We start from the raw sequence: 22,555 nt of genomic DNA on the forward strand, positions 1-22,555 counted from the left end.
TTACTAGGATCTCAATTAACCCAAGCTAATCTGTACGTCGACACCAGCCGCAAGATCTAAACGCATTAACGCGTCAACAGTCTTTTCAGTTGGCTCTACGATGTCAACCAGGCGCTTGTGTGTACGTAATTCGTACTGGTCACGAGCATCTTTATTAACGTGCGGAGAGATCAAAATGGTATAACGCTCTTTGCGAGTAGGTAGTGGAATTGGACCACGAACCTGCGCGCCTGTACGCTTAGCAGTTTCAACGATTTCCGCTGTAGACTGATCAATTAAGCGATGATCAAATCCCTTTAAGCGGATACGGATTCTTTGGTTCTGCATTGACCAGAGCTCCTAAAATGGACATATAAAAAATCACCCTCTAGCTTCTTCAATATAGAAAAGCAGAGCGAGATGATTTAACCGTTCGACTCCCAATCGGAGCCGCTATGATAATGATTAACTTCAGCGACTAATCATTTAATTCGTCAACCTAAGTCGACGAGGGGGCCATTATACCTATCTAAATCCGGATATCAAGCCCGCTGTGTAAATAGTCATCAAATAACTATTTAACTTCAGAGTGGCGAGCATTTTACACAAATTTGTGAATAAAACCAGCCCTCAAATAAAAAAGGAAGCCGAAGCTTCCTTTTCAAACTAATTTCTATCGCAATTAAGCGATGATTTTAGCTACTACACCAGCACCAACTGTACGACCACCTTCACGGATTGCGAAGCGTAAACCTTCGTCCATCGCGATTGGGCAAATCAGAGTCACTACCATTTTGATGTTGTCGCCAGGCATTACCATCTCTACGCCTTCTGGCAGTTCGATAGTACCGGTTACGTCAGTTGTACGGAAGTAGAACTGTGGACGGTAGCCTTTGAAGAATGGAGTATGACGTCCGCCTTCTTCTTTTGACAGAACATAAACTTCTGATTCAAAAGTCGTGTGTGGGTTGATTGAACCTGGTTTAGCCAATACTTGACCACGTTCTACGTCATCACGCTTAGTACCACGTAATAACACACCACAGTTCTCGCCTGCACGACCTTCGTCAAGCAGTTTACGGAACATTTCTACACCAGTACACGTTGTTTTAGTCGTTGTGCGAACACCAACGATTTCAACTTCGTCACCCACTTTAACAATACCACGCTCAACACGACCAGTAACTACTGTACCACGGCCTGAAATTGAGAATACGTCTTCGATTGGCAGTAGGAACGGCTTATCGATGTCACGTTGTGGTTCTGGAATGTAAGAATCCAGTGCTGCGGCTAATTCAAGGATCTTAGCTTCCCACTCTGGTTGACCTTCTAGGGCCTTCAGAGCTGAACCTTGGATTACTGGTAAATCATCACCTGGGAAATCGTATTCTGACAGAAGTTCACGCACTTCCATTTCAACCAATTCCAGTAACTCTTCGTCATCTACCATGTCACATTTGTTCATGAACACGATGATGAAAGGTACGCCAACCTGACGAGAAAGCAGGATGTGCTCACGAGTCTGTGGCATTGGACCGTCTGTAGAGGCAACTACTAGAATCGCGCCGTCCATCTGTGCAGCACCAGTGATCATGTTTTTAACATAGTCAGCGTGGCCTGGGCAGTCTACGTGTGCGTAGTGACGTGAAGGCGTGTCATATTCGATGTGAGAGGTATTGATCGTAATACCGCGCTCACGCTCTTCTGGAGCGTTATCGATTTGAGAGAAGTCTTTAGCTTCGCCACCGTAGGTCTTAGCCAGTACGTGAGAGATAGCTGCAGTCAGTGTGGTTTTACCATGGTCAACGTGACCAATGGTGCCCACGTTTACGTGAGGCTTAATACGTTCAAATTTAGCTTTTGCCACGATATATTCCTTTCTTTTCAGAATAGTCCAGTCAGTGCTGGACCATAATAACATTTATGTCGTAACTGGATATTAGCTACGAGATTCAATAATCGCTTTTGCAATGTTTTGCGGTGCATCAGAGTACTTCAAGAACTCCATAGAGTATGAAGCGCGACCCTGTGTAGCAGAGCGCAAATCAGTTGCATAACCAAACATTTCAGAAAGAGGCACTACAGCATGGACTATTTTGATGCCACCAAAGCCATCATCCATCCCTTCAATTAAGCCACGACGACGGTTCAAATCACCAACGACGTCACCCATATAATTTTCAGGGGTAGTTACTTCTACTTTCATGCAAGGTTCGAGCAACGCCGGATTCGCTTCAAGCGCACCCTTTTTGAAGCCCATAGAACCTGCAATTTTGAACGCCATCTCGTTCGAGTCCACATCATGATATGAACCATCGAACAGAGTGACCTTCACGTCCAACACAGGGAAGCCAGCGAGAACGCCATTCTTCATCTGTTCTTGGATACCTTTATCAACCGCAGGAATGAATTCACGAGGAATCACACCTCCCACAACAGCATTGACAAATTCGTAACCAGCGCCTTCTTCATTAGGCTCTAGTTTTAACCAAACGTGACCGAATTGTCCACGACCACCTGATTGGCGTACAAATTTACCTTCAGCTTCTACTGAAGCTCGGATAGTTTCGCGGTAGGCCACTTGTGGCTTACCTACGTTACATTCAACACCGAATTCGCGACGCATACGGTCTACGATGATGTCTAAGTGTAACTCACCCATACCCGAAATCAGAGTTTGTGATGATTCTTCGTCAGTTTCAACTCGGAATGATGGATCTTCCGCTGCAAGTTTTTGCAACGCGATACCCATTTTGTCCTGATCGGCTTTTGACTTAGGCTCAACGGCAATGGTAATTACTGGCTCTGGGAACTCCATACGTTCCAAGATCACTCTATGATCGTTATCACAAAGCGTATCACCCGTAGTCACTTCTTTTAGACCAATCGCCGCTGCGATATCACCAGCACGGACTTCTTTCAGTTCAGTGCGATCGTTTGCATGCATTTGCACCATACGACCTACGCGTTCACGCTTCTGTTTGACAGAGTTGTAAACGCCCGAACCTGATTCGAGTACGCCTGAGTACACGCGAATAAAGGTCAAAGTTCCTACGAATGGATCTGTAGCAATCTTAAATGCCAATGCAGCAAAAGGCGCATTGTCATCTGATGGGCGTTCTACTTCTTGGTCGTTCTCATCGATGCCCTTAATTGGAGGCACATCAATTGGCGCTGGCAAGAATTCAATAACCGCATCAAGTACCGCTTGAACGCCTTTGTTCTTAAATGCAGAACCACAAGTCGCTAAAACGATTTCATTATTTATAGTACGCTGACGTAGCGCCTTTTTAATTTCGTCTTCTGATAGCGTGCCTTCTTCAAGGTACTTATCCATCAGTTCATCCGAAGATTCGGCTGCTACTTCAACCAGATACTCATGCATTTCAGCCGCTTTAGCTGCTAACTCTGCAGGGATCTCCTCATAAGTGAAAGTCATACCCTGGTCTGATTCATTCCAGTTAATTGCTTTCATCTTGATTAAGTCGATCACGCCTTTGAAGTTTTCTTCTGCACCGATATTCAATTGAATAGGCACACAAGTGGCTCCAAGACGAGTTCTAATTTGCTTCACTACACGTTCAAAGTCTGCACCTGCACGGTCCATCTTGTTGATAAATACCAAACGTGGAACGCGGTATTTATCAGCTTGACGCCACACTGTTTCTGACTGAGGTTCAACACCAGATGAACCACAGAAAACGACAACAGCGCCGTCGAGTACGCGCAGAGACCGTTCAACTTCAATAGTAAAGTCAACGTGACCAGGGGTATCGATGATATTGATGCGGTGTTCAGTGAATTGAGCATCCATACCACGCCAGAATGTGGTTACCGCAGCCGAGGTGATAGTGATACCACGCTCTTGCTCTTGAACCATCCAGTCTGTGGTAGCGGCGCCGTCATGCACCTCACCGATTTTATGAGACAAACCGGTATAGAACAGAACACGTTCTGTTGTGGTGGTTTTACCTGCGTCAACATGAGCACAAATACCGATATTACGATAACGCTCAATTGGGGTTGTACGAGCCACGATTATACCCTCTCCACCAAGACCTAAGTCTTGGCAATATCAACAACTATGGTGTGGGCCTAAGCCCACACCATCATATTACCAACGGTAATGAGCAAAGGCTTTGTTAGCTTCAGCCATGCGATGCACGTCTTCACGCTTCTTAACAGCAGTACCTTTGTTTTCAGACGCATCCAGCATTTCACCTGCCAGACGTAAAGCCATAGATTTTTCACCACGCTTACGAGCAGCTTCAACTAACCAGCGCATCGCCAGTGCGTTACGACGCACAGGACGAACTTCACATGGTACCTGGTACGTAGAACCACCAACGCGACGAGATTTAACTTCGACTGATGGGCGAACGTTGTCCAGGGCTGCTTCAAGGATAACTAAATGGTTTTCGCTTTTCTTTTCAGCGACAACATCTAGTGCCTTGTAAATAATTTTTTCTGCAGTCGACTTTTTGCCGTCTTGCATAATGACGTTGATGAACTTAGCCAGCAACTCACTGTGAAACTTTGGATCTGGTAGGATTTTACGTTGTCCTACAACGCGACGTCTTGGCATAACAATTCTCCGTATGCTTCAGGGATTTCCAAAACTGGAATTCTCAAAATAAAACTAGCTTGGCCTTACTTAACGGATAAGTTAAGACTTAGGACGCTTAGCACCGTATTTAGAACGGCTTTGGCGACGTGAAGTCACGCCTGCACAGTCTAATGCGCCACGAATAGTGTGATAACGCACACCTGGTAAGTCTTTAACACGACCACCACGGATTAAGATCACGCTATGTTCCTGCAGGTTGTGGCCTTCACCGCCGATGTACGAAGTAACTTCGAAACCGTTAGTTAGACGCACACGAGCTACTTTACGTAGTGCAGAGTTAGGTTTTTTAGGGGTAGTAGTGTACACACGTGTACAAACACCACGTTTTTGCGGGCACGCATTCAACGCAGGCACGTTAGTCTTGTCGACTTTTGGCGCGCGTGGCTTACGTACCAACTGGTTTACAGTTGCCATGTATAGCTCCGAGTCAGTTGAATCAAACTCAACGATAAGGTGTGAAAAATCTATATCCCACAATGGTGGGACGCGGAATTTTAGAAAGGTAATGCCTGACTGTCAAGAAATAGCCAACTTTTGCGGCATATTACAAGAAAAAAGGCGCCATAGGCGCCTTTTTATAACAAACTTATTACTTAATCTTGGCTACCAGCCAAGTTTAAGAGATCGGCCAAGTTCTGTTCGGCTTCACTTGCAGTGATCTTGTTCACTACTACAGGTTCGTTTTTCTTCGCACGCGCTTCATTACGAGTCTTGTGATAAGCGTAACCAGTACCGGCTGGGATCAGTCGGCCAACGATAACGTTTTCTTTCAGACCACGTAATTGATCGCTCTTACCACCTACGGCGGCTTCGGTCAGTACGCGCGTGGTTTCTTGGAACGATGCTGCTGAGATAAAGGATTCTGTTGCCAGAGATGCTTTAGTAATACCCAGTAGTTCACGTTCAAAGGTCGCAGGCACTTTACCTTGGGCGATCAGTTCGCGGTTAGCGATCTTCACGCGTGACACTTCAGCTTGTTCCCCTTCGAGGAAGTCAGTGTCACCGGCAGAAGTGATAAGACACTTACGCAGCATCTGACGGATGATCACTTCGATATGCTTATCGTTGATCTTCACGCCTTGCAGACGGTAAACGTCCTGTACTTCGTTCACAATGTAGTTTGCTACGTTGTGGATACCACGAAGACGCAGAATGTCGTGTGCCGCTTCTGGACCGTCAGCGATAACTTCACCACGTTCGACTTTTTCACCTTCGAACACGTTTAAGTTACGCCACTTAGGGATCATCTCTTCATAATGATCGCCGCCATCAGCAGGTGTAATCACCAAACGACGCTTACCTTTGGTCTCTTTACCAAACGAGATGGTACCAGAGATTTCCGCCAGAATAGCAGGCTCTTTTGGCTTACGCGCTTCGAACAAGTCAGCAACGCGTGGCAGACCACCGGTGATGTCGCGAGTTTTAGACGATTCCTGAGGAATACGAGCTAATGCGTCACCCACGTTGATTTGCGCGTTATCTTCTAAGTTAACGATCGCACTACCTGGTAAGAAGTATTGTGCTGGTACTTCAGTACCTGGGATCATCAAGTCAGCACCATTAGCGCCAAGCAGACGGATCATTGGGCGCATTTCTTTACCCGCAGTACCACGCTGACCAACGTCAAGGATCACGATTGATGACAGACCCGTTAGTTCGTCTGTTTGACGTGTCATAGTGACACCGTCAATCATGTCTACGAACTTGATACTACCCGCCACTTCAGAAATGATTGGGTGAGTATGTGGATCCCAGTTAGCGATAACATCGCCCGCTTCAACAGCCGCTTCTTCTAGTTTCTCGAGCACAGTACCGTATGGCACTTTATAACGCTCTTTCTCACGACCCAGCTCGTCAATAACAGCCAGTTCAGAAGAACGAGAAACGATAACCAGTTTGCCGTCACTGTTAGTCACATGCTTAGCATTATGCAGTTTCAATGAACCCGAGTTTTTCACTTGGACATTGTTTTCTGCAGACGCTCTAGATGCCGCACCACCGATGTGAAACGTACGCATCGTTAACTGTGTACCTGGTTCACCGATAGATTGTGCTGCCACAACACCGATGGCTTCACCGTGGTTAATAATATGACCACGAGCCAAGTCACGACCGTAACAAGCTGCACACACACCGAAATCGGTATCACAAGAAATAACAGAACGTACAATCACTTCGTCGATTGAATGCTCTTCTAACTTGTCACACCATGCTTCGTCGAGTAGCGTGTTACGTGGTGCTAATACGTCTTCAGTGCCTGGATAGAACACATCAATCGCAACCACACGACCCAGTACGCGTTCACGTAACGGCTCAACCACATCACCACCTTCAATCAGCGGTTTCATGGTTAGACCTTCGTGAGTACCACAATCGTCTTCGATAACCACTAAATCTTGTGCAACGTCTACAAGACGACGAGTCAGGTAACCCGAGTTCGCTGTCTTCAACGCCGTATCGGCTAGACCTTTACGCGCACCGTGAGTAGAAATAAAGTACTGGAGTACGTTTAGACCTTCACGGAAGTTAGCGGTAATTGGCGTTTCGATGATTGAGCCGTCTGGCTTAGCCATCAGACCACGCATACCCGCCAACTGACGGATCTGTGCGGCACTACCACGAGCGCCTGAGTCAGCCATCATATAGATGCTGTTAAACGAGGCTTGTTTCTCTTCAACACCATCACGGTTAATCACTGTCTCAGTTGACAGGTTTTCCATCATAGCTTTAGAAACTTTTTCGTTGGCACTTGCCCAGATATCGATAACTTTGTTGTAACGCTCACCGGCTGTTACTAGACCAGATTGGAACTGCTCTTGAATTTCAAGAACTTCCGCTTCTGCATCAGCAACTAAGGTGTATTTCTCGTCTGGAATAACCATGTCATCGATACCTACAGAGGCACCAGAGATGGTTGCAAAACGGAAACCGGTATACATCAATTGGTCAGCGAAGATAACAGTATCTTTCAGACCCAGTTGACGATAACAGGTGTTCAACAGTTTAGAGATCTGCTTTTTGCCCATGTTCTGGTTAACCAGATCAAATGACAAACCTGCTGGCAGAATAAGTGACAGCAGAGCACGACCCACAGTCGTATCAACGATACGGCGTTGTTCAGTGCGCTCACCATCGTCACCAATAATGGTTTCAGTGATACGAACTTTAACGCGGGCATGCAGTTCAGCAGCGCCAGTTGCGTAAGCTTTTTCAACTTCAGCAACAGACATAAATGCCATACCTTCACCACGGCCGTTAATACGCTCACGGCTGGTGTAGTACAGACCCAATACCACGTCTTGAGACGGGGTGATAACAGGCTCGCCGTTGGCTGGTGACAGGATGTTGTTGGTAGACATCATCAGGGCACGGGCTTCAAGCTGCGCTTCCAGTGTTAACGGTACGTGTACCGCCATTTGGTCACCGTCGAAGTCGGCGTTGTATGCCGCACAAACGAGTGGGTGTAACTGGATTGCTTTACCTTCAATCAGTACAGGTTCGAACGCTTGGATACCCAGTCTGTGCAGTGTTGGTGCACGGTTGAGCATCACTGGATGTTCGCGGATCACTTCATCCAAAACGTCCCAAACTTCCGCTACTTCACGCTCAACCATCTTCTTAGCCGCTTTGATAGTAGTAGCCAAGCCACGACCTTCTAGCTTGCCATAGATGAATGGCTTGAACAGTTCCAGTGCCATCTTCTTAGGAAGACCACATTGGTGCAGACGTAGAGTAGGACCTACGGTAATTACCGAACGACCAGAATAGTCGACGCGCTTACCCAACAAGTTCTGACGGAAACGACCTTGCTTACCTTTGATCATATCAGCCAAAGATTTCAGAGGACGCTTGTTAGAACCCGTAATAGCACGACCACGACGACCGTTATCTAATAGCGCATCAACAGACTCTTGTAACATACGCTTTTCGTTGCGTACGATAATGTCTGGCGCAGCTAAATCTAACAGACGCTTCAAACGGTTGTTACGGTTGATCACGCGGCGATACAGGTCGTTAAGATCTGAAGTCGCGAAGCGGCCGCCATCGAGCGGAACCAACGGACGTAAGTCAGGTGGTAACACAGGCAGTACTTTTAAGATCATCCACTCAGGCTTGTTGCCTGAAGTGTAGAATGCTTCCATCAACTTAAGACGTTTAGTCACTTTCTTGCGACGAGTCTCAGAGTTGATTGAAGGCAATTCTTCACGCATTTGTTCGATTTCTTTCGCTAAATCGATAGCACGTAACAGTTCAAGCACTGCTTCGGCACCCATTTTAGCTTCGAACTCATCACCGTATTCTTCTAATGCATCCAGATAAGTTTCTTCTGTCAGCATTTGGCCACGTTCAAGGCTGGTCATGCCAGGCTCGATCACGACAAATGATTCAAAATACAGTACGCGTTCGATATCACGCAGCGTCATATCCAGCATTAAGCCAATACGTGACGGCAGTGATTTTAAGAACCAAATGTGCGCAACTGGGCTAGCCAGTTCGATGTGACCCATACGCTCACGACGTACTTTAGTTTGGGTTACTTCAACGCCACACTTTTCACAAATAACACCACGGTGCTTCAAACGTTTGTACTTACCGCACAAACATTCGTAATCTTTGACTGGGCCAAAGATACGCGCACAGAACAGACCTTCACGCTCAGGCTTGAAGGTACGGTAGTTGATGGTTTCTGGCTTCTTAACTTCACCAAAAGACCAAGAACGGATCAGATCAGGCGATGCCAGACCAATTTTGATGCCGTTAAATTCTTCAGTCTTGCTTTGCTGTTTCAGAAACTTTAATAAGTCTTTCACGTTTCTCTCCTGAAGGAGTTAAACCGGGTGCTCCGCTTGCACGGAGCACCATTCTGTTTGCCAAACGCGGCTAAAGGCCTGCGCTTATGCCTGATCCAACTCGATATTAATACCGAGTGAACGGATCTCCTTCAGTAACACGTTGAAGGACTCTGGCATGCCAGGTTGCATCTGATGGTTACCGTCGACGATGTTCTTATACATCTGAGTACGACCGTTAACGTCATCCGATTTAACGGTGAGCATTTCTTGAAGCGTATAAGCGGCACCGTATGCTTCTAGTGCCCACACTTCCATCTCACCGAAACGCTGACCACCGAACTGAGCTTTACCACCCAGTGGTTGTTGAGTCACTAAGCTGTACGAACCAGTAGAACGGGCGTGCATCTTGTCATCAACTAAGTGGTTCAGTTTGAGCATGTACATGTAACCGACAGTTACTTGACGCTCAAATTCGTTACCGGTACGACCATCAAACAACTTCAACTGACCAGAGGTTGGCAAACCTGCAAGTTCAAGCATCTGCTTGATCTCTTTCTCTTTAGCACCGTCGAATGCAGGAGTTGCAATCGGGATACCGCCTTTCAGGTTAGTCGCAAGACGTAATACTTCATCATCAGTGAATGAATCGATATCGACGCGCTGCTGCACTTCGTCACCTAATTCATAAACTTGCTTGATGTAACCACGAACTTCAGCCAGCTCACGCTGTTCTTCAAGCATCGCAGTGATCTTGTTACCAATGCCTTTGGCAGCGGCGCCCATATGGACTTCAAGTACCTGACCAATGTTCATACGTGATGGAACACCTAGCGGGTTCAATACGATGTCTACTGGGTTACCTTGTTCGTCATATGGCATGTCTTCGATTGGGCAAATCTTAGAGATAACACCCTTGTTACCGTGACGACCCGCCATCTTGTCACCAGGTTGGATAGTACGCTTAACCGCTAAGTAAACCTTAACGATCTTGAGTACGCCTGGCGCCAAGTCATCACCTTGGGTGATCTTGCGACGTTTGATTTCAAACTTCTTATCGAAGTCAGCTTTCAGCTCTTCATGCTGTTCAGCTAATTGCTCAAGTTCAGTTTGTTTTGCTTCATCGTCAATGACTTGAACCAATACATCTTTACGTGGCAACGCAGCAATTTGCGCTTCAGTGAAACCAGCACCGATTAACAGGTTACGCGCACGGCTCAATACACCTTCTTCAAGGATCTTGAACTCTTCGCCTAAATCTTTACGAGCTTGGGCAATGTGCATCTCTTCGATTTCAACTGCACGCTTGTCTTTTTCAACGCCGTCACGGGTAAATACCTGTACGTCGATGATAGTGCCCTTAACAGAGTTAGGAACACGCAGTGAACTGTCTTTAACGTCAGACGCTTTCTCACCGAAGATAGCACGGAGTAACTTCTCTTCTGGCGTTAGCTGTGTTTCGCCTTTTGGCGTCACTTTACCAACCAGAATATCGCCGCCCTTCACTTCTGCACCAATGTAAACGATACCTGACTCGTCGAGTTTCGACAGAGCAGATTCACCTACGTTTGGAATATCAGCCGTGATTTCTTCGCTACCCAGTTTGGTATCACGAGCAATACAAGACAGCTCCTGAATGTGGATAGTGGTGAAACGGTCTTCTTGCGCTACGCGCTCAGAAATTAAGATCGAGTCTTCGAAGTTGTAACCGTTCCAAGGCATGAATGCGATACGCATGTTCTGGCCAAGGGCTAAGTCACCTAAGTCAGTAGACGGACCGTCTGCTAACACGTCACCACGAACGACTGGCTCACCAACAGCACAACAAGGGCGTTGGTTGATACAAGTGTTTTGGTTAGAACGGGTGTATTTAGTCAGGTTATAAATGTCGATACCGGCTTCGCCTGGGCGTAGCTCATCTTCATTTACTTTAACAACGATGCGGCTCGCATCAACGTAGTCTACAAAACCACCACGTTTAGCAACAACCACAACACCAGAGTCAACAGCCAAAGTACGCTCAATACCAGTACCTACTAGCGGCTTTTCAGAGCGCAGTGTGGGTACGGCTTGACGTTGCATGTTCGCACCCATCAAGGCACGGTTAGCATCGTCGTGTTCTAAGAACGGGATCAGTGACGCAGCAACAGAAATAATCTGTTGTGGCGAAACATCCATATACTGGATGTCAGCAGCGCGCATAAAGGTTGATTCACCTTTATGACGACAAGCAATTTGCTCTTCTGCCATACGACCGCTAGCGTCAACTTCGATGTTCGCCTGTGCAATCACATAACGACCTTCTTCAATTGCTGACAAGTATTCCACTTCGTCAGTAATCACGCCGTCGATAACCTTGCGGTATGGCGTTTCTAGGAAGCCGTAAGAGTTAGTACGGGCAAAACTTGCTAATGAGTTGATTAGACCAATGTTTGGACCTTCAGGGGTCTCAATTGGACATAAACGACCATAATGCGTTGGATGTACGTCGCGGACTTCGAAGCCTGCACGTTCACGAGTCAAACCACCAGGGCCAAGTGCAGAAATACGACGCTTATGCGTTACTTCTGACAGCGGGTTGTTTTGGTCCATGAATTGTGACAGCTGAGAAGAACCGAAGAACTCTTTCACTGCAGCAGAAATTGGCTTAGCGTTGATCAAGTCTTGTGGCATCAGCTCATTCAGATCGCCTAAAGACAGACGTTCACGCACGGCGCGCTCAACACGGACTAAACCAACACGGAATTGGTTTTCAGCCATTTCACCGACGCTACGAATACGACGGTTACCTAAGTGATCGATGTCATCGACTTCGTCGAAACCGTTACGGATATGAATGATGTTCTTCATTACCGCGACGATGTCTTCTTTAGACAATACACCGCTACCTTCGTCATCAGGAATGCTGAGACGACGGTTGAACTTCATACGACCTACTTTAGACAGGTCATAACGCTCTTCACTGAAGAACAAGTTCTGGAATAGTGCTTCGGCAGCATCTTTGGTTGGTGGCTCGCCAGGACGCATCATACGATAGATCTCAACCAGCGCTTCTAAGCGGTTAGTAGTTGAATCGATACGCAGCGTATCTGAAATATAAGCACCATGATCTAGCTCGTTGATATACAACGTGCTGATATCTTTAATACCGGCCAATGATAGTTTAGCCAGATCTTCTAAGCTAATTTCACTGTTGGCAGAGACTAAAACTTCACCCGTGTCCGGATCGATATAATCTTGAGCAGCATATTTGCCCACGATATATTCAACTGGCACTTCAAGCTCAGTGGTATTAGTCTTTTCTAACTGACGAATGTGACGCGCAGTAATACGACGTCCCGCTTCAACCAGTACAGAACCTTCAGCATCCTTGATGTCATAGCTGGCAGTTTCGCCACGCAGACGTTCAGGCACCAAAGACATGACCAGAGTATCTTTCTTGATCTTGAACTCAACGCGTTCGAAGAACAGATCGAGGATCTCTTGAGTAGAATATTCTAATGCACGTAACATGATGGTCGCTGGCAGTTTGCGGCGACGGTCAATACGCACAAATAGTGCATCTTTAGGATCGAATTCAAAGTCAAGCCATGAACCACGGTAAGGAATAATACGTGCGTTATACAGCACCTTACCTGATGAGTGGGTTTTACCACGGTCATGATCAAAGAACACGCCTGGAGAACGGTGTAATTGAGATACGATTACACGCTCAGTACCGTTGATAACAAAAGTACCGTTATCCGTCATCAATGGGATATCACCCATGTAGACTTCTTGTTCTTTAATATCTTTTACTGTGCCCGCCGCTGCTTCACGGTCATACAACACCATGCGTAATTTAACGCGTAGTGGAGCTGAATACGTAACACCACGGATCTGACACTCTTTCACATCAAAAACAGGCTCGCCAAGCTTATAGCTGACGTATTGCAGTTCTGAGTTACCAGAAAAGCTCTTGATGGGAAAAACGCTACGGAAGGCGGCTTCTAAACCGCGCTCACCGGTAGGATCTTGATCGGTGAACTTCTTAAAAGAGTCTAGCTGGATAGACAATAAATAAGGGATATCCAAAACTTTTGGACGCTTACCAAAGTCTTTGCGAATACGCTTCTTTTCAGAATAGGAGTAAACCATGGGTTTCCTCTGCTTACGAGATGTGACCAAGACTGAATAAATAACTTAAGTTATTAAAATTCAGCACGTTTGCCCATCACCGTTGATGGCAAGAACCTAACCAGTAATCTCTGCTAGGGACTGCAAAATTTGGCGACAAACGGTGAAAAAAAATCGCCAGCGCATATAGCGCAAAAAAGGCCGACGGTTAAAAAACCGCCAGCCTCCACCCAAGTGGCTTGGGTGAGCAAGCTAAATAATAGCTTACTTAATTTCTACAGAAGCACCAGCTTCAGTAAGTTCTTTCTTCAGAGCTTCAGCTTCTTCTTTAGAAACGCCTTCTTTAACTGCTACTGGAGCAGCTTCAGACATAGCTTTAGCTTCTTTCAGGCCTAAACCAGTTGCGCCACGGATAGCTTTAATAACTGCAACTTTGTTGTCGCCGTGAGCAGTCAGAACTACGTTGAATTCTGTTTGTTCTTCAACAACAACTGCTTCTGCACCGCCAGAAACAACAGCAGCAGCGGCAGAAACGCCGAACTTCTCTTCCATAGCTTCGATCAGTTCAACAACTTCCATTACAGACATAGCTGCAAAGGCTTCTAAGATTTGGTCTTTAGTGATAGACATAACAAATGTTTCCTATTGTTCTGAATTCAATTTTATTAAGCAGCCAGCTTGAAATTAAGCGGCTTCTTGTTTTTGATCGCGCAGGGCGGCCAGTGTACGAACGAACTTGCCAGCAGATGCTTCTTTCATAGTCATCATTAACTGAGCTAGTGCTTCTTCGTATGTTGGCAGTTTCGCCAAACGATCAATTTCAGCTGCAGGGATGAAATTCCCTTCAAAGGCTGCGCCTTTAACTTCGAAGTTAGCTTGTTCTTTAGCAAAGTCTTTTAACAGACGTGCTGCAGCACCTGGGTGCTCTAAAGAAAAAGCAATCAAAGTTGGGCCAGTGAACGTTTCTGCTAGGCACTCAAAAGCAGTACCTTCAACAGCACGACGAGCTAGCGTGTTACGTACTACACGTACATATACACCAGCTTCGCGAGCTTTTTTACGCAGACCGGTCATAGCACCTACAGTCACACCGCGAGAATCAGCGGCAACTGCAGATAGCGCACCTTTGGCAGCTTCGTTGACTTCAGCAACAATCGCTTTTTTGTCTTCGAGTCTTAATGCCATTGGCTTTACTCCTGGATTCTACCTAGGGTATTCCCTAGTATTTACCATACTAAATACTTATGTATTTAGTGACTTACGGTGCAGATTATCCAGTAAAAAATTTTAGCTGGGGCCTGACACCGTCTACGCAGGAAATTAAGTTATTTTTACAAAAAACACCTGCGGTCTTGGACGGAAACCTGAGTTAAACTCCGCCTAAACGAGAGATAAAACAGGCTTCAACCCACAAAGTGCGCGCATTATAGACTAATGCACCCGCTTTGTAAAATTATAGAGTTGTTTCAAGCGTAGCTTGATCAACGGCAACACCTGCACCCATAGTGGTAGAGATGCTGATCTTTTTCACGAAAATGCCTTTAGCAACTGCAGGCTTAGCCTTTTTCAGTGCTGACACTAACGCTTCCAAGTTTTCTTTCAATTGAACTGGTGTGAAATCCACTTTACCGATAGTAGTGTGGATAATACCGTTCTTGTCGTTACGGTAACGAACTTGACCCGCTTTGGCGTTCTTAACAGCTTCAGCAACGTTTGGCGTTACTGTACCTGTTTTAGGGTTAGGCATTAAACCACGTGGGCCTAAGATTTGACCTAACATACCAACAACGCGCATTGCATCTGGAGATGCGATAACTACGTCAAAGTTCATTTCACCGGCTTTGATTTTCTCAGCCAGATCATCCATACCAACTAGCTCAGCGCCAGCAGCTTTAGCAGCTTCAGCATTTGCACCTTGTGTAAATACTGCAACGCGAACATCACGACCAGTACCGTGTGGCAACACTGTTGCACCACGAACGTTTTGGTCAGATTTACGTGGGTCAATACCCAGGTTAACTGCTACGTCTACACTTTCAACGAATTTTGCAGTTGCTAATTCTTTTAACAGAGCAACAGCTTCGTTGATATCGTAGCTTTTAGTACCGTCAACTTTTTCGCGAATTACGCGCATGCGTTTAGTTAGCTTTGCCATTATATTAATCCTCTACAACCAAACCCATTGAACGCGCAGTACCTTCGATTGAGCGAGTCATCGCTTCAATGTCAGCACCAGTCATATCGGCAGCTTTCAGTTCAGCAATTTCTTGAACTTTAGCGCGAGCGATAGTACCCACTTTCTGAGTGTTTGGACGTGGAGAACCTGATTTCAGGCCTGCAGCAGTCTTCAGTAAGTAAGACGCTGGAGAAGTCTTAGTTTCAAAAGTGAATGAACGGTCACTGTAAACAGTGATCACGACTGGAATAGGCATGCCTTTTTCCATTTTTTCTGTACGGGCGTTAAACGCTTTACAGAATTCCATGATGTTCACACCTTTTTGACCCAAAGCTGGACCAACTGGTGGTGATGGGTTCGCAGAACCGGATTTTACTTGTAGCTTAATATAAGCATCAATCTTCTTTGCCATCTGACATTTCCTCAGTTTGGGTTCAAACGCGCATCAGCGACATGCTGACATGCTCCCCCGAAAACAACGGGTGCGAATTATATAGAAATTCGCACCCGTTGCCAAACGGATTTTGTAGTTTATTTAATCAGCCTTTTTCAACTTGACTAAAATCAAGTTCAACAGGCGTAGAACGACCAAAGATCATCACTGATACTTTCACGCGGCTCTTGTCATAATCCACTTCTTCAACGGTACCGTTAAAGTCAGCAAATGGACCATCACACACACGTACCACTTCACCAGGCTCAAATATGGTTCTATGAGTCGGTGACGCTGTCGTTTCTTGTAAGCGACGCAGAATTGCATCAGCTTCTTTATCTGAAATTGGGGCAGGACGATCAGACGTTCCGCCAATAAAGCCTAAAACACGCGGGATGCTTTTGACTAAATGCCAGCTGTCATCGTTCATTTCCATCTGGACTAACACATAGCCAGGGAAAAACTTACGTTCGCTCTTGCGACGCTGACCTGCACGCATTTCGATGACTTCTTCAGTCGGAACCAATACTTCACCGAAGTATGCTTCCATGCCATGCATTTTAATATATTCAATCAGTGACTTACAAACTCGGCCTTCATAGCCTGAGAATGCCTGCACTACATACCATCTTTTTTTAGCTTCTTTAGCTTCAGTCATTCGAGGTGCCTATACGCCAGTGATAAAATTGACAATTCGCATTAACACAGCATCCATACCCCAAAGGATAAGAGCTAAGATACCTGTTGCTGCAAGGACAATAAAAGTGGTGTTTAGCGCTTCTTGACGCGTCGGCCATACAACCTTGCGCACTTCGATATGCGCTTCACGGGCAAAAGCTAACGCTTTTTTACCTTTTACAGTCTGAAGCGCAATAAAACCAGCAATAGCGAATGCAACGATAACACTAAGCGCACGTATGACGGCACTGGCTTCGCTATACATTTGATTGCCAATAACAGCAGCGGCTAGCAATACAATCACTAAACCCCACTTCACGATATCCAGAGAATTGTTCTGGTTTTCAGTATTTGTTGTCATCGGTTTTTCCGTTACTCAATACGGCCTGAGCTTAGAGCACATTAATTGACGGGCATAATCCCACATCACTCTGCATTTCCGAACACCCTTAGAAACGCAAAATAGCATAAGCTCAGGGTCAAAAATCGGCCATAGATTGTATTCTTATTCGACTTTGTAAGCAAGGATGCGAATCCCATGCAAACCACAAAACCTATGAAATAATCCACTTAAACAAAAAAGGAAGCCGAAGCTTCCTTTTCAAACTAATTTCTACCGCAATTAAGCGATGATTTTAGCTACTACACCAGCACCAACTGTACGACCACCTTCACGGATTGCGAAGCGTAAACCTTCGTCCATCGCGATTGGGCAAATCAGAGTCACTACCATTTTGATGTTGTCGCCAGGCATTACCATCTCTACGCCTTCTGGCAGTTCGATAGTACCGGTTACGTCAGTTGTACGGAAGTAGAACTGTGGACGGTAGCCTTTGAAGAATGGAGTATGACGTCCGCCTTCTTCTTTTGACAGAACATAAACTTCTGATTCAAAAGTCGTGTGTGGGTTGATTGAACCTGGTTTAGCCAATACTTGACCACGTTCTACGTCATCACGCTTAGTACCACGTAATAACACACCACAGTTCTCGCCTGCACGACCTTCGTCAAGCAGTTTACGGAACATTTCTACACCAGTACACGTTGTTTTAGTCGTTGTGCGAACACCAACGATTTCAACTTCGTCACCCACTTTAACAATACCACGCTCAACACGACCAGTAACTACTGTACCACGGCCTGAAATTGAGAATACGTCTTCGATTGGCAGTAGGAACGGCTTATCGATGTCACGTTGTGGTTCTGGAATGTAAGAATCCAGTGCTGCGGCTAATTCAAGGATCTTAGCTTCCCACTCTGGTTGACCTTCTAGGGCCTTCAGAGCTGAACCTTGGATTACTGGTAAATCATCACCTGGGAAATCGTATTCTGACAGAAGTTCACGCACTTCCATTTCAACCAATTCCAGTAACTCTTCGTCATCTACCATGTCACATTTGTTCATGAACACGATGATGAAAGGTACGCCAACCTGACGAGAAAGCAGGATGTGCTCACGAGTCTGTGGCATTGGACCGTCTGTAGAGGCAACTACTAGAATCGCGCCGTCCATCTGTGCAGCACCAGTGATCATGTTTTTAACATAGTCAGCGTGGCCTGGGCAGTCTACGTGTGCGTAGTGACGTGAAGGCGTGTCATATTCGATGTGAGAGGTATTGATCGTAATACCGCGCTCACGCTCTTCTGGAGCGTTATCGATTTGAGAGAAGTCTTTAGCTTCGCCACCGTAGGTCTTAGCCAGTACGTGAGAGATAGCTGCAGTCAGTGTGGTTTTACCATGGTCAACGTGACCAATGGTGCCCACGTTTACATGGGGCTTAATACGTTCAAATTTAGCTTTAGCCATGGTAATGCCTCAGTCCAAGATTCTTGGTGATGAAAACTAGCATATAGAAAAAATCCGATGCATTAAAATGACATCGAACCGATTATGTTTAGGAGTAGGAGCTAAATTTAGAGAGGCTGGTGCTGATAGGCAGATTCGAACTGCCGACCTCACCCTTACCAAGGGTGTGCTCTACCAACTGAGCCATATCAGCAACTAATTTGGAGCGGACAGCGGGAATCGAACCCGCGTTATCAGCTTGGAAGGCTGGAGTAATACCATTATACGATGTCCGCGCAACCTAACTAAGGCTACCTAACTACCTAGAAAAAAGTGGTGGAGGGAGAAGGATTCGAACCTTCGAAGGCTGAGCCGTCAGATTTACAGTCTGATCCCTTTGGCCACTCGGGAACCCCTCCACAGAAAATGGTGCCGGCACCAAGAGTCGAACTCGGGACCTACTGATTACAAGTCAGTTGCTCTACCAACTGAGCTATGCCGGCATTATCATTTCGGAACGGGATATTAGGTAAATGCGCTCCCAAGTGCAAGTAAAAAACGCCTGTTTACGTAAAAAAAGCGCTTGAACGGTGTTTTTTTACACGTTATCCAACTTTGACGGCCAATTAAACAGCGAATACATCAAACGGTAACGGAAACACGACTGCAATCACCCATTTAGTATTGTTCCAAATAATCTCATAGTGTACTGTGCCTTTCCTAAGCTGAGGAAAGCCAATGACTTCTAAAAATTCAATTCAAAAAGCACTCTATCTCGCCTTCGAGCGCCTGCAATGGTCTGAGTTACGAGATTCAGTGCCGTTGACACTGAGTGAGCAAGACTTGGAGAACCTTAGAGGCATAAATGAAAAGATTTCCTTATCGGAAGTGACCGATATTTATCTTCCCCTTAGCCGGCTACTGAATTTGATCGTTAAAGCTAAGCAACAACGAGGCTTAGTGGTTGATGAATTCCTCGGTCAAAAACCATCAAAAAGTCCTTACATCATTAGTATTGCTGGTAGTGTCGCCGTCGGGAAAAGCACCACAGCACGTATTTTGCAAGCTTTACTACGACACTGGCCTGAACACCCAAAAGTTGATTTGGTGACAACAGATGGTTTTTTGTATCCTCTGGCGGACTTAAAACGTAAAGGACTATTACAGCGTAAGGGATTTCCAGAAAGTTACGATATGAAAATGCTGGTTGAGTTTATCTCCGCCGTGAAATCCGGTCAGCCACATGTGAAAGCCCCTATCTATTCGCACGTCACCTATGACCGCGTTAAGAATCAGCATCAAACCGTTTCTCAGCCAGACATCTTAATTTTAGAAGGCTTGAATGTATTACAGACTGGACTCGACTCCCCCGTTGATACCCGTCGTCCTTTCGTCTCCGATTTTGTCGACTTTTCTATTTATGTCGATGCAGAAGAACCTTTGCTAAAACAATGGTATAAAGAACGATTTTTGCAGTTCCGCTCTGGTGCATTCAGTGACAAAAAATCTTATTTTCATCACTATTCAACGCTAACCGACGATGAAGCAAATACGATTGCCGCTAATATTTGGGACACAATCAATGGTCCAAACCTACAACTTAACATTCAACCGACCCGTGAGAGGGCCCATTTGATCCTGCAGAAAGGTCAGGATCATTTGATGTCCCACGTGCTAATGCGCAAATAGCCTTTGTAAAATTGACTCTTGCGTACTTAGCGTGCCCTTAAGCTAATTTCACCGCCGATAAATGCTTGAACACCATCAGCGGTTTCGAGCAAAACTGCACCTTGCCCATCAACGCCACGACAAATTCCTTCGACAGACTTTTCCCCCATAAGCAAACGTATTTCACGGCCATAAAATAAGTCCGCAGCTTGCCAACGAGTCTTGAATGCAGCTAATCCTTCACACTCAAATAACTGAATATCACGCTTAAGCTGCTTCTGTAATGCAATAACAAGCGCCGTCTTGTCAGGCATGTCGACCAACTCTGACAAATCACTCCAAGGCTGATCGATACCTTTACCTTGTTCCTCTGACATAGCCATATTGACACCAACACCTATGATAAGCTGGCACAGGCTATCAGCCTGACCCGACATCTCAATCAAGATCCCGGCAAGCTTCTTGTTATCCAAATAGATGTCATTGGGCCACTTAACACCAATATTCTTGACGCCAAAAGATTTAAGCACTTCAACCAATGTACAGGCCACCACTAAACTTAATCCCATTGCCTGCGCCATTCCCTGCGGGAAAGTCCAAAACAGCGAGAAATATAAGTGATGCCCATAGGGCGACACCCAAGTTCGGCCTCGACGACCACGACCTGCGGATTGATACTCTGCCACACACACATCACCATTCTTCAATTCAGTAGTATGGTCCAGCATAAAGCCGTTGGTGCTTGCTATCTCATCAAAGTAAAAGCAACGATTATCAATTGATTGCACTAAACGTGAAGCATCAATCAAAGAAATAGGATTCGCTAACTTATAGCCGCGACCTTTGACGCTATAAATTGCCACACCATAGGTTTCTAGCGCATCGATGTGCTTATTCACTGCGGCACGCGAAATCCCAAGTTCAGTGGCTAACTGCTCGCCAGAAACAAATTGCCCGCTAGATAATAAAGCTAATATCTGGCGTTTTCTTCCCCAATGATCAGACATGCAAATCTCCTTCGCCATTGGCCCCAATGATTCTAGGCTCGGCTTCTAGCACAACACCAAATTTATCCCGAACTTGCGCAATAACATGCAGTGCTAGGCGGCAAATATCATGCCCCGTTGCTCCGCCTCGATTCACTAACACTAAGGCTTGCTTGTCATGCACTGCCACATTGCCGAGCACAAAACCTTTCAGTCCCGCTTGTTCAATCAACCAGCCTGCAGCCAATTTCACTGTTGCATCCGCTTGTGCGTAGCCCACTATCGTCGGAAAACGCTGTGCTAAATCTAGATAACAGGCCGCGCTTACAATGGGGTTTTTAAAGAAACTGCCTGCATTGCCGAGCACAGCGGGATCAGGAAGCTTTTCACTTCGTACTTGGCATACGCGCTCAAAAATCTCATGCGCTGTAACGGTTGCAGGATCAAACGATTGTAATGGACCATAGGCCAAACGCGGTTGCCAACGTTTAGCTAAGCGCAGTCCAACAGCTGTGACTACAGCGAGATTGCGCAATTTGTCTTTGAAAATGGACTCACGGTAAGCAAATTGACACTCAGCTGTGCTGATGCGCACAAACTCACCAGAGGGTAAATCAAGATACTCAACCCAATCACACACATCACATAGTTCAACACCATAAGCGCCAATATTCTGAATAGGTGCTGCACCAACCGTCCCTGGAATTAACGCCATATTCTCCAGCCCAAACATACCATGCTCGAGCGTAAACTGAATTAACTCGTGCCAATTCTCACCCGCCTCAACATCGAGATAAAACGCTTCTGTGTCTTCAGATATTTTTATTCCTTTCGATAAAATCCTGACAACTGTGCCGTTAAAGTCCTCCGTAAAGACCAGATTGCTACCGCCACCAAGCACCAACATAGGCAATTGCTGTTGCCATAGTGGCAGACAGATCGCCTTAACAGCTTCTTTTGAGTGCGCCTCAACAAGATCCGCGCAAGACTGGGCTAAACCAAAGGAATTAAATGATTGAAGGCTATGAGATAGAGACATGTGTTTGTTCAATGACGACAAAAACGTATTGTAACTGCTAAAAGCGAGGATTGCAGCTCATGCTAGAGAAGATGGCAGGATGAAGAACAGAGAGAAAAGCAGGAAAATCAGTCCAATTAACAAATTGCAGACGCAAAAAAGCCAGCTTATTTAGCTGGCTTCGTTGCATCTCAATGAGATAATTAGGCGCTTGGCGATGACCTACTCTCACATGGGGAGACCCCACACTACCATCGGCGCGTTTGCGTTTCACTTCTGAGTTCGGGATGGGATCAGG

The 22,555-nt window shown here is 45.9% G+C and carries 17 protein-coding genes, 4 tRNA genes and 1 rRNA gene; 1 reads left to right on the forward strand and 21 read right to left on the reverse strand.

All coding sequences use genetic code 11. From position 1 onward, the window contains the following. Window positions 1-15 precede the first annotated feature (15 nt). From rpsJ to KO531_RS21960, 18 genes are all read right to left on the reverse strand, one after another. A complete protein-coding gene (gene rpsJ, locus KO531_RS21875) occupies window positions 16-327 on the reverse strand; it encodes a 30S ribosomal protein S10 (RefSeq protein WP_006083601.1) in 312 nt (103 codons plus the stop codon). A gap of 334 nt (window positions 328-661) precedes the next feature. After that, on the reverse strand, window positions 662-1,846 hold the full coding sequence (gene tuf / locus KO531_RS21880; protein WP_105251028.1) for an elongation factor Tu: 1,185 nt from the start codon (window positions 1,844-1,846) through the stop codon (window positions 662-664). Between the two features lie 72 nt (window positions 1,847-1,918). Continuing rightward, the gene (gene fusA / locus KO531_RS21885; RefSeq protein ID WP_006083603.1) at window positions 1,919-4,015 is read right to left on the reverse strand and encodes an elongation factor G; all 2,097 of its coding nucleotides are present in this window, start codon (window positions 4,013-4,015) and stop codon (window positions 1,919-1,921) included. Between the two features lie 78 nt (window positions 4,016-4,093). Continuing rightward, window positions 4,094-4,564 (reverse strand): 30S ribosomal protein S7, encoded by a 471-nt coding sequence (rpsG, locus tag KO531_RS21890; protein WP_011787570.1) that lies wholly within the window; start codon window positions 4,562-4,564, stop codon window positions 4,094-4,096. An 81-nt stretch (window positions 4,565-4,645) separates the two neighbouring features. Continuing rightward, window positions 4,646-5,020: a 30S ribosomal protein S12 gene (gene rpsL / locus KO531_RS21895; RefSeq protein ID WP_006083605.1), complete on the reverse strand. Its 375-nt coding sequence runs from the start codon at window positions 5,018-5,020 to the stop codon at window positions 4,646-4,648. Window positions 5,021-5,199: 179 nt separating this feature from the next. Next, entirely contained in the window at window positions 5,200-9,417 is a 4,218-nt protein-coding gene (gene rpoC, locus KO531_RS21900; protein WP_105251033.1) for a DNA-directed RNA polymerase subunit beta', read from the reverse strand. Window positions 9,418-9,501: 84 nt separating this feature from the next. After that, window positions 9,502-13,533, reverse strand: a complete 4,032-nt coding sequence (gene rpoB / locus KO531_RS21905) for a DNA-directed RNA polymerase subunit beta (RefSeq protein ID WP_105251032.1) — start codon at window positions 13,531-13,533, stop codon at window positions 9,502-9,504. A 243-nt stretch (window positions 13,534-13,776) separates the two neighbouring features. Further along, window positions 13,777-14,142, reverse strand: a complete 366-nt coding sequence (gene rplL / locus KO531_RS21910; protein ID WP_105251031.1) for a 50S ribosomal protein L7/L12 — start codon at window positions 14,140-14,142, stop codon at window positions 13,777-13,779. 54 nt (window positions 14,143-14,196) lie between these two features. Beyond that, window positions 14,197-14,697: a 50S ribosomal protein L10 gene (rplJ, locus tag KO531_RS21915; protein WP_006083609.1), complete on the reverse strand. Its 501-nt coding sequence runs from the start codon at window positions 14,695-14,697 to the stop codon at window positions 14,197-14,199. Between the two features lie 268 nt (window positions 14,698-14,965). Then, window positions 14,966-15,667, reverse strand: coding sequence for a 50S ribosomal protein L1 (gene rplA / locus KO531_RS21920; RefSeq protein WP_105251030.1), 702 nt, complete (start codon window positions 15,665-15,667; stop codon window positions 14,966-14,968). 4 nt (window positions 15,668-15,671) lie between these two features. Then, window positions 15,672-16,100, reverse strand: coding sequence for a 50S ribosomal protein L11 (rplK, locus tag KO531_RS21925; RefSeq protein WP_006083611.1), 429 nt, complete (start codon window positions 16,098-16,100; stop codon window positions 15,672-15,674). 127 nt (window positions 16,101-16,227) lie between these two features. Beyond that, window positions 16,228-16,779 (reverse strand): transcription termination/antitermination protein NusG, encoded by a 552-nt coding sequence (gene nusG, locus KO531_RS21930; RefSeq protein ID WP_105251029.1) that lies wholly within the window; start codon window positions 16,777-16,779, stop codon window positions 16,228-16,230. 9 nt (window positions 16,780-16,788) lie between these two features. Then, window positions 16,789-17,160, reverse strand: coding sequence for a preprotein translocase subunit SecE (gene secE / locus KO531_RS21935; RefSeq protein ID WP_006083613.1), 372 nt, complete (start codon window positions 17,158-17,160; stop codon window positions 16,789-16,791). A 261-nt stretch (window positions 17,161-17,421) separates the two neighbouring features. Then, the gene (gene tuf, locus KO531_RS21940; RefSeq protein ID WP_105251028.1) at window positions 17,422-18,606 is read right to left on the reverse strand and encodes an elongation factor Tu; all 1,185 of its coding nucleotides are present in this window, start codon (window positions 18,604-18,606) and stop codon (window positions 17,422-17,424) included. Between the two features lie 117 nt (window positions 18,607-18,723). Then, window positions 18,724-18,799 (reverse strand) — tRNA-Thr (locus tag KO531_RS21945). An 8-nt stretch (window positions 18,800-18,807) separates the two neighbouring features. Continuing rightward, window positions 18,808-18,881: transfer RNA gene (locus KO531_RS21950), tRNA-Gly, on the reverse strand. A 38-nt stretch (window positions 18,882-18,919) separates the two neighbouring features. Beyond that, a tRNA-Tyr gene (locus tag KO531_RS21955) sits at window positions 18,920-19,004 on the reverse strand. 8 nt (window positions 19,005-19,012) lie between these two features. Beyond that, window positions 19,013-19,088 (reverse strand) — tRNA-Thr (locus tag KO531_RS21960). Between the two features lie 235 nt (window positions 19,089-19,323). On the opposite strand from KO531_RS21960, the gene coaA reads away from it, so the two are divergent. After that, window positions 19,324-20,274, forward strand: a complete 951-nt coding sequence (gene coaA, locus KO531_RS21965) for a type I pantothenate kinase (protein ID WP_105251027.1) — start codon at window positions 19,324-19,326, stop codon at window positions 20,272-20,274. Window positions 20,275-20,300: 26 nt separating this feature from the next. Here the strand turns inward: coaA and birA are convergent, their stop codons facing one another. The 3 genes from birA to rrf form a co-directional block, all read right to left on the reverse strand. Beyond that, window positions 20,301-21,260 (reverse strand): bifunctional biotin--[acetyl-CoA-carboxylase] ligase/biotin operon repressor BirA, encoded by a 960-nt coding sequence (birA, locus tag KO531_RS21970; RefSeq protein WP_219252233.1) that lies wholly within the window; start codon window positions 21,258-21,260, stop codon window positions 20,301-20,303. Beyond that, window positions 21,253-22,278, reverse strand: coding sequence for a UDP-N-acetylmuramate dehydrogenase (murB, locus tag KO531_RS21975; protein WP_219252234.1), 1,026 nt, complete (start codon window positions 22,276-22,278; stop codon window positions 21,253-21,255). The genes birA and murB overlap by 8 nt, the downstream gene beginning before the upstream one ends. Window positions 22,279-22,466: 188 nt before the next feature. Continuing rightward, window positions 22,467-22,555 (reverse strand): 5S ribosomal RNA (gene rrf, locus KO531_RS21980); the annotation flags it as partial.

It is taken from the genome of Shewanella sp. NKUCC06_TVS, from assembly GCF_019345515.1.
In the GTDB taxonomy this organism is placed as follows: Bacteria; Pseudomonadota; Gammaproteobacteria; order Enterobacterales; family Shewanellaceae; genus Shewanella; species Shewanella oncorhynchi.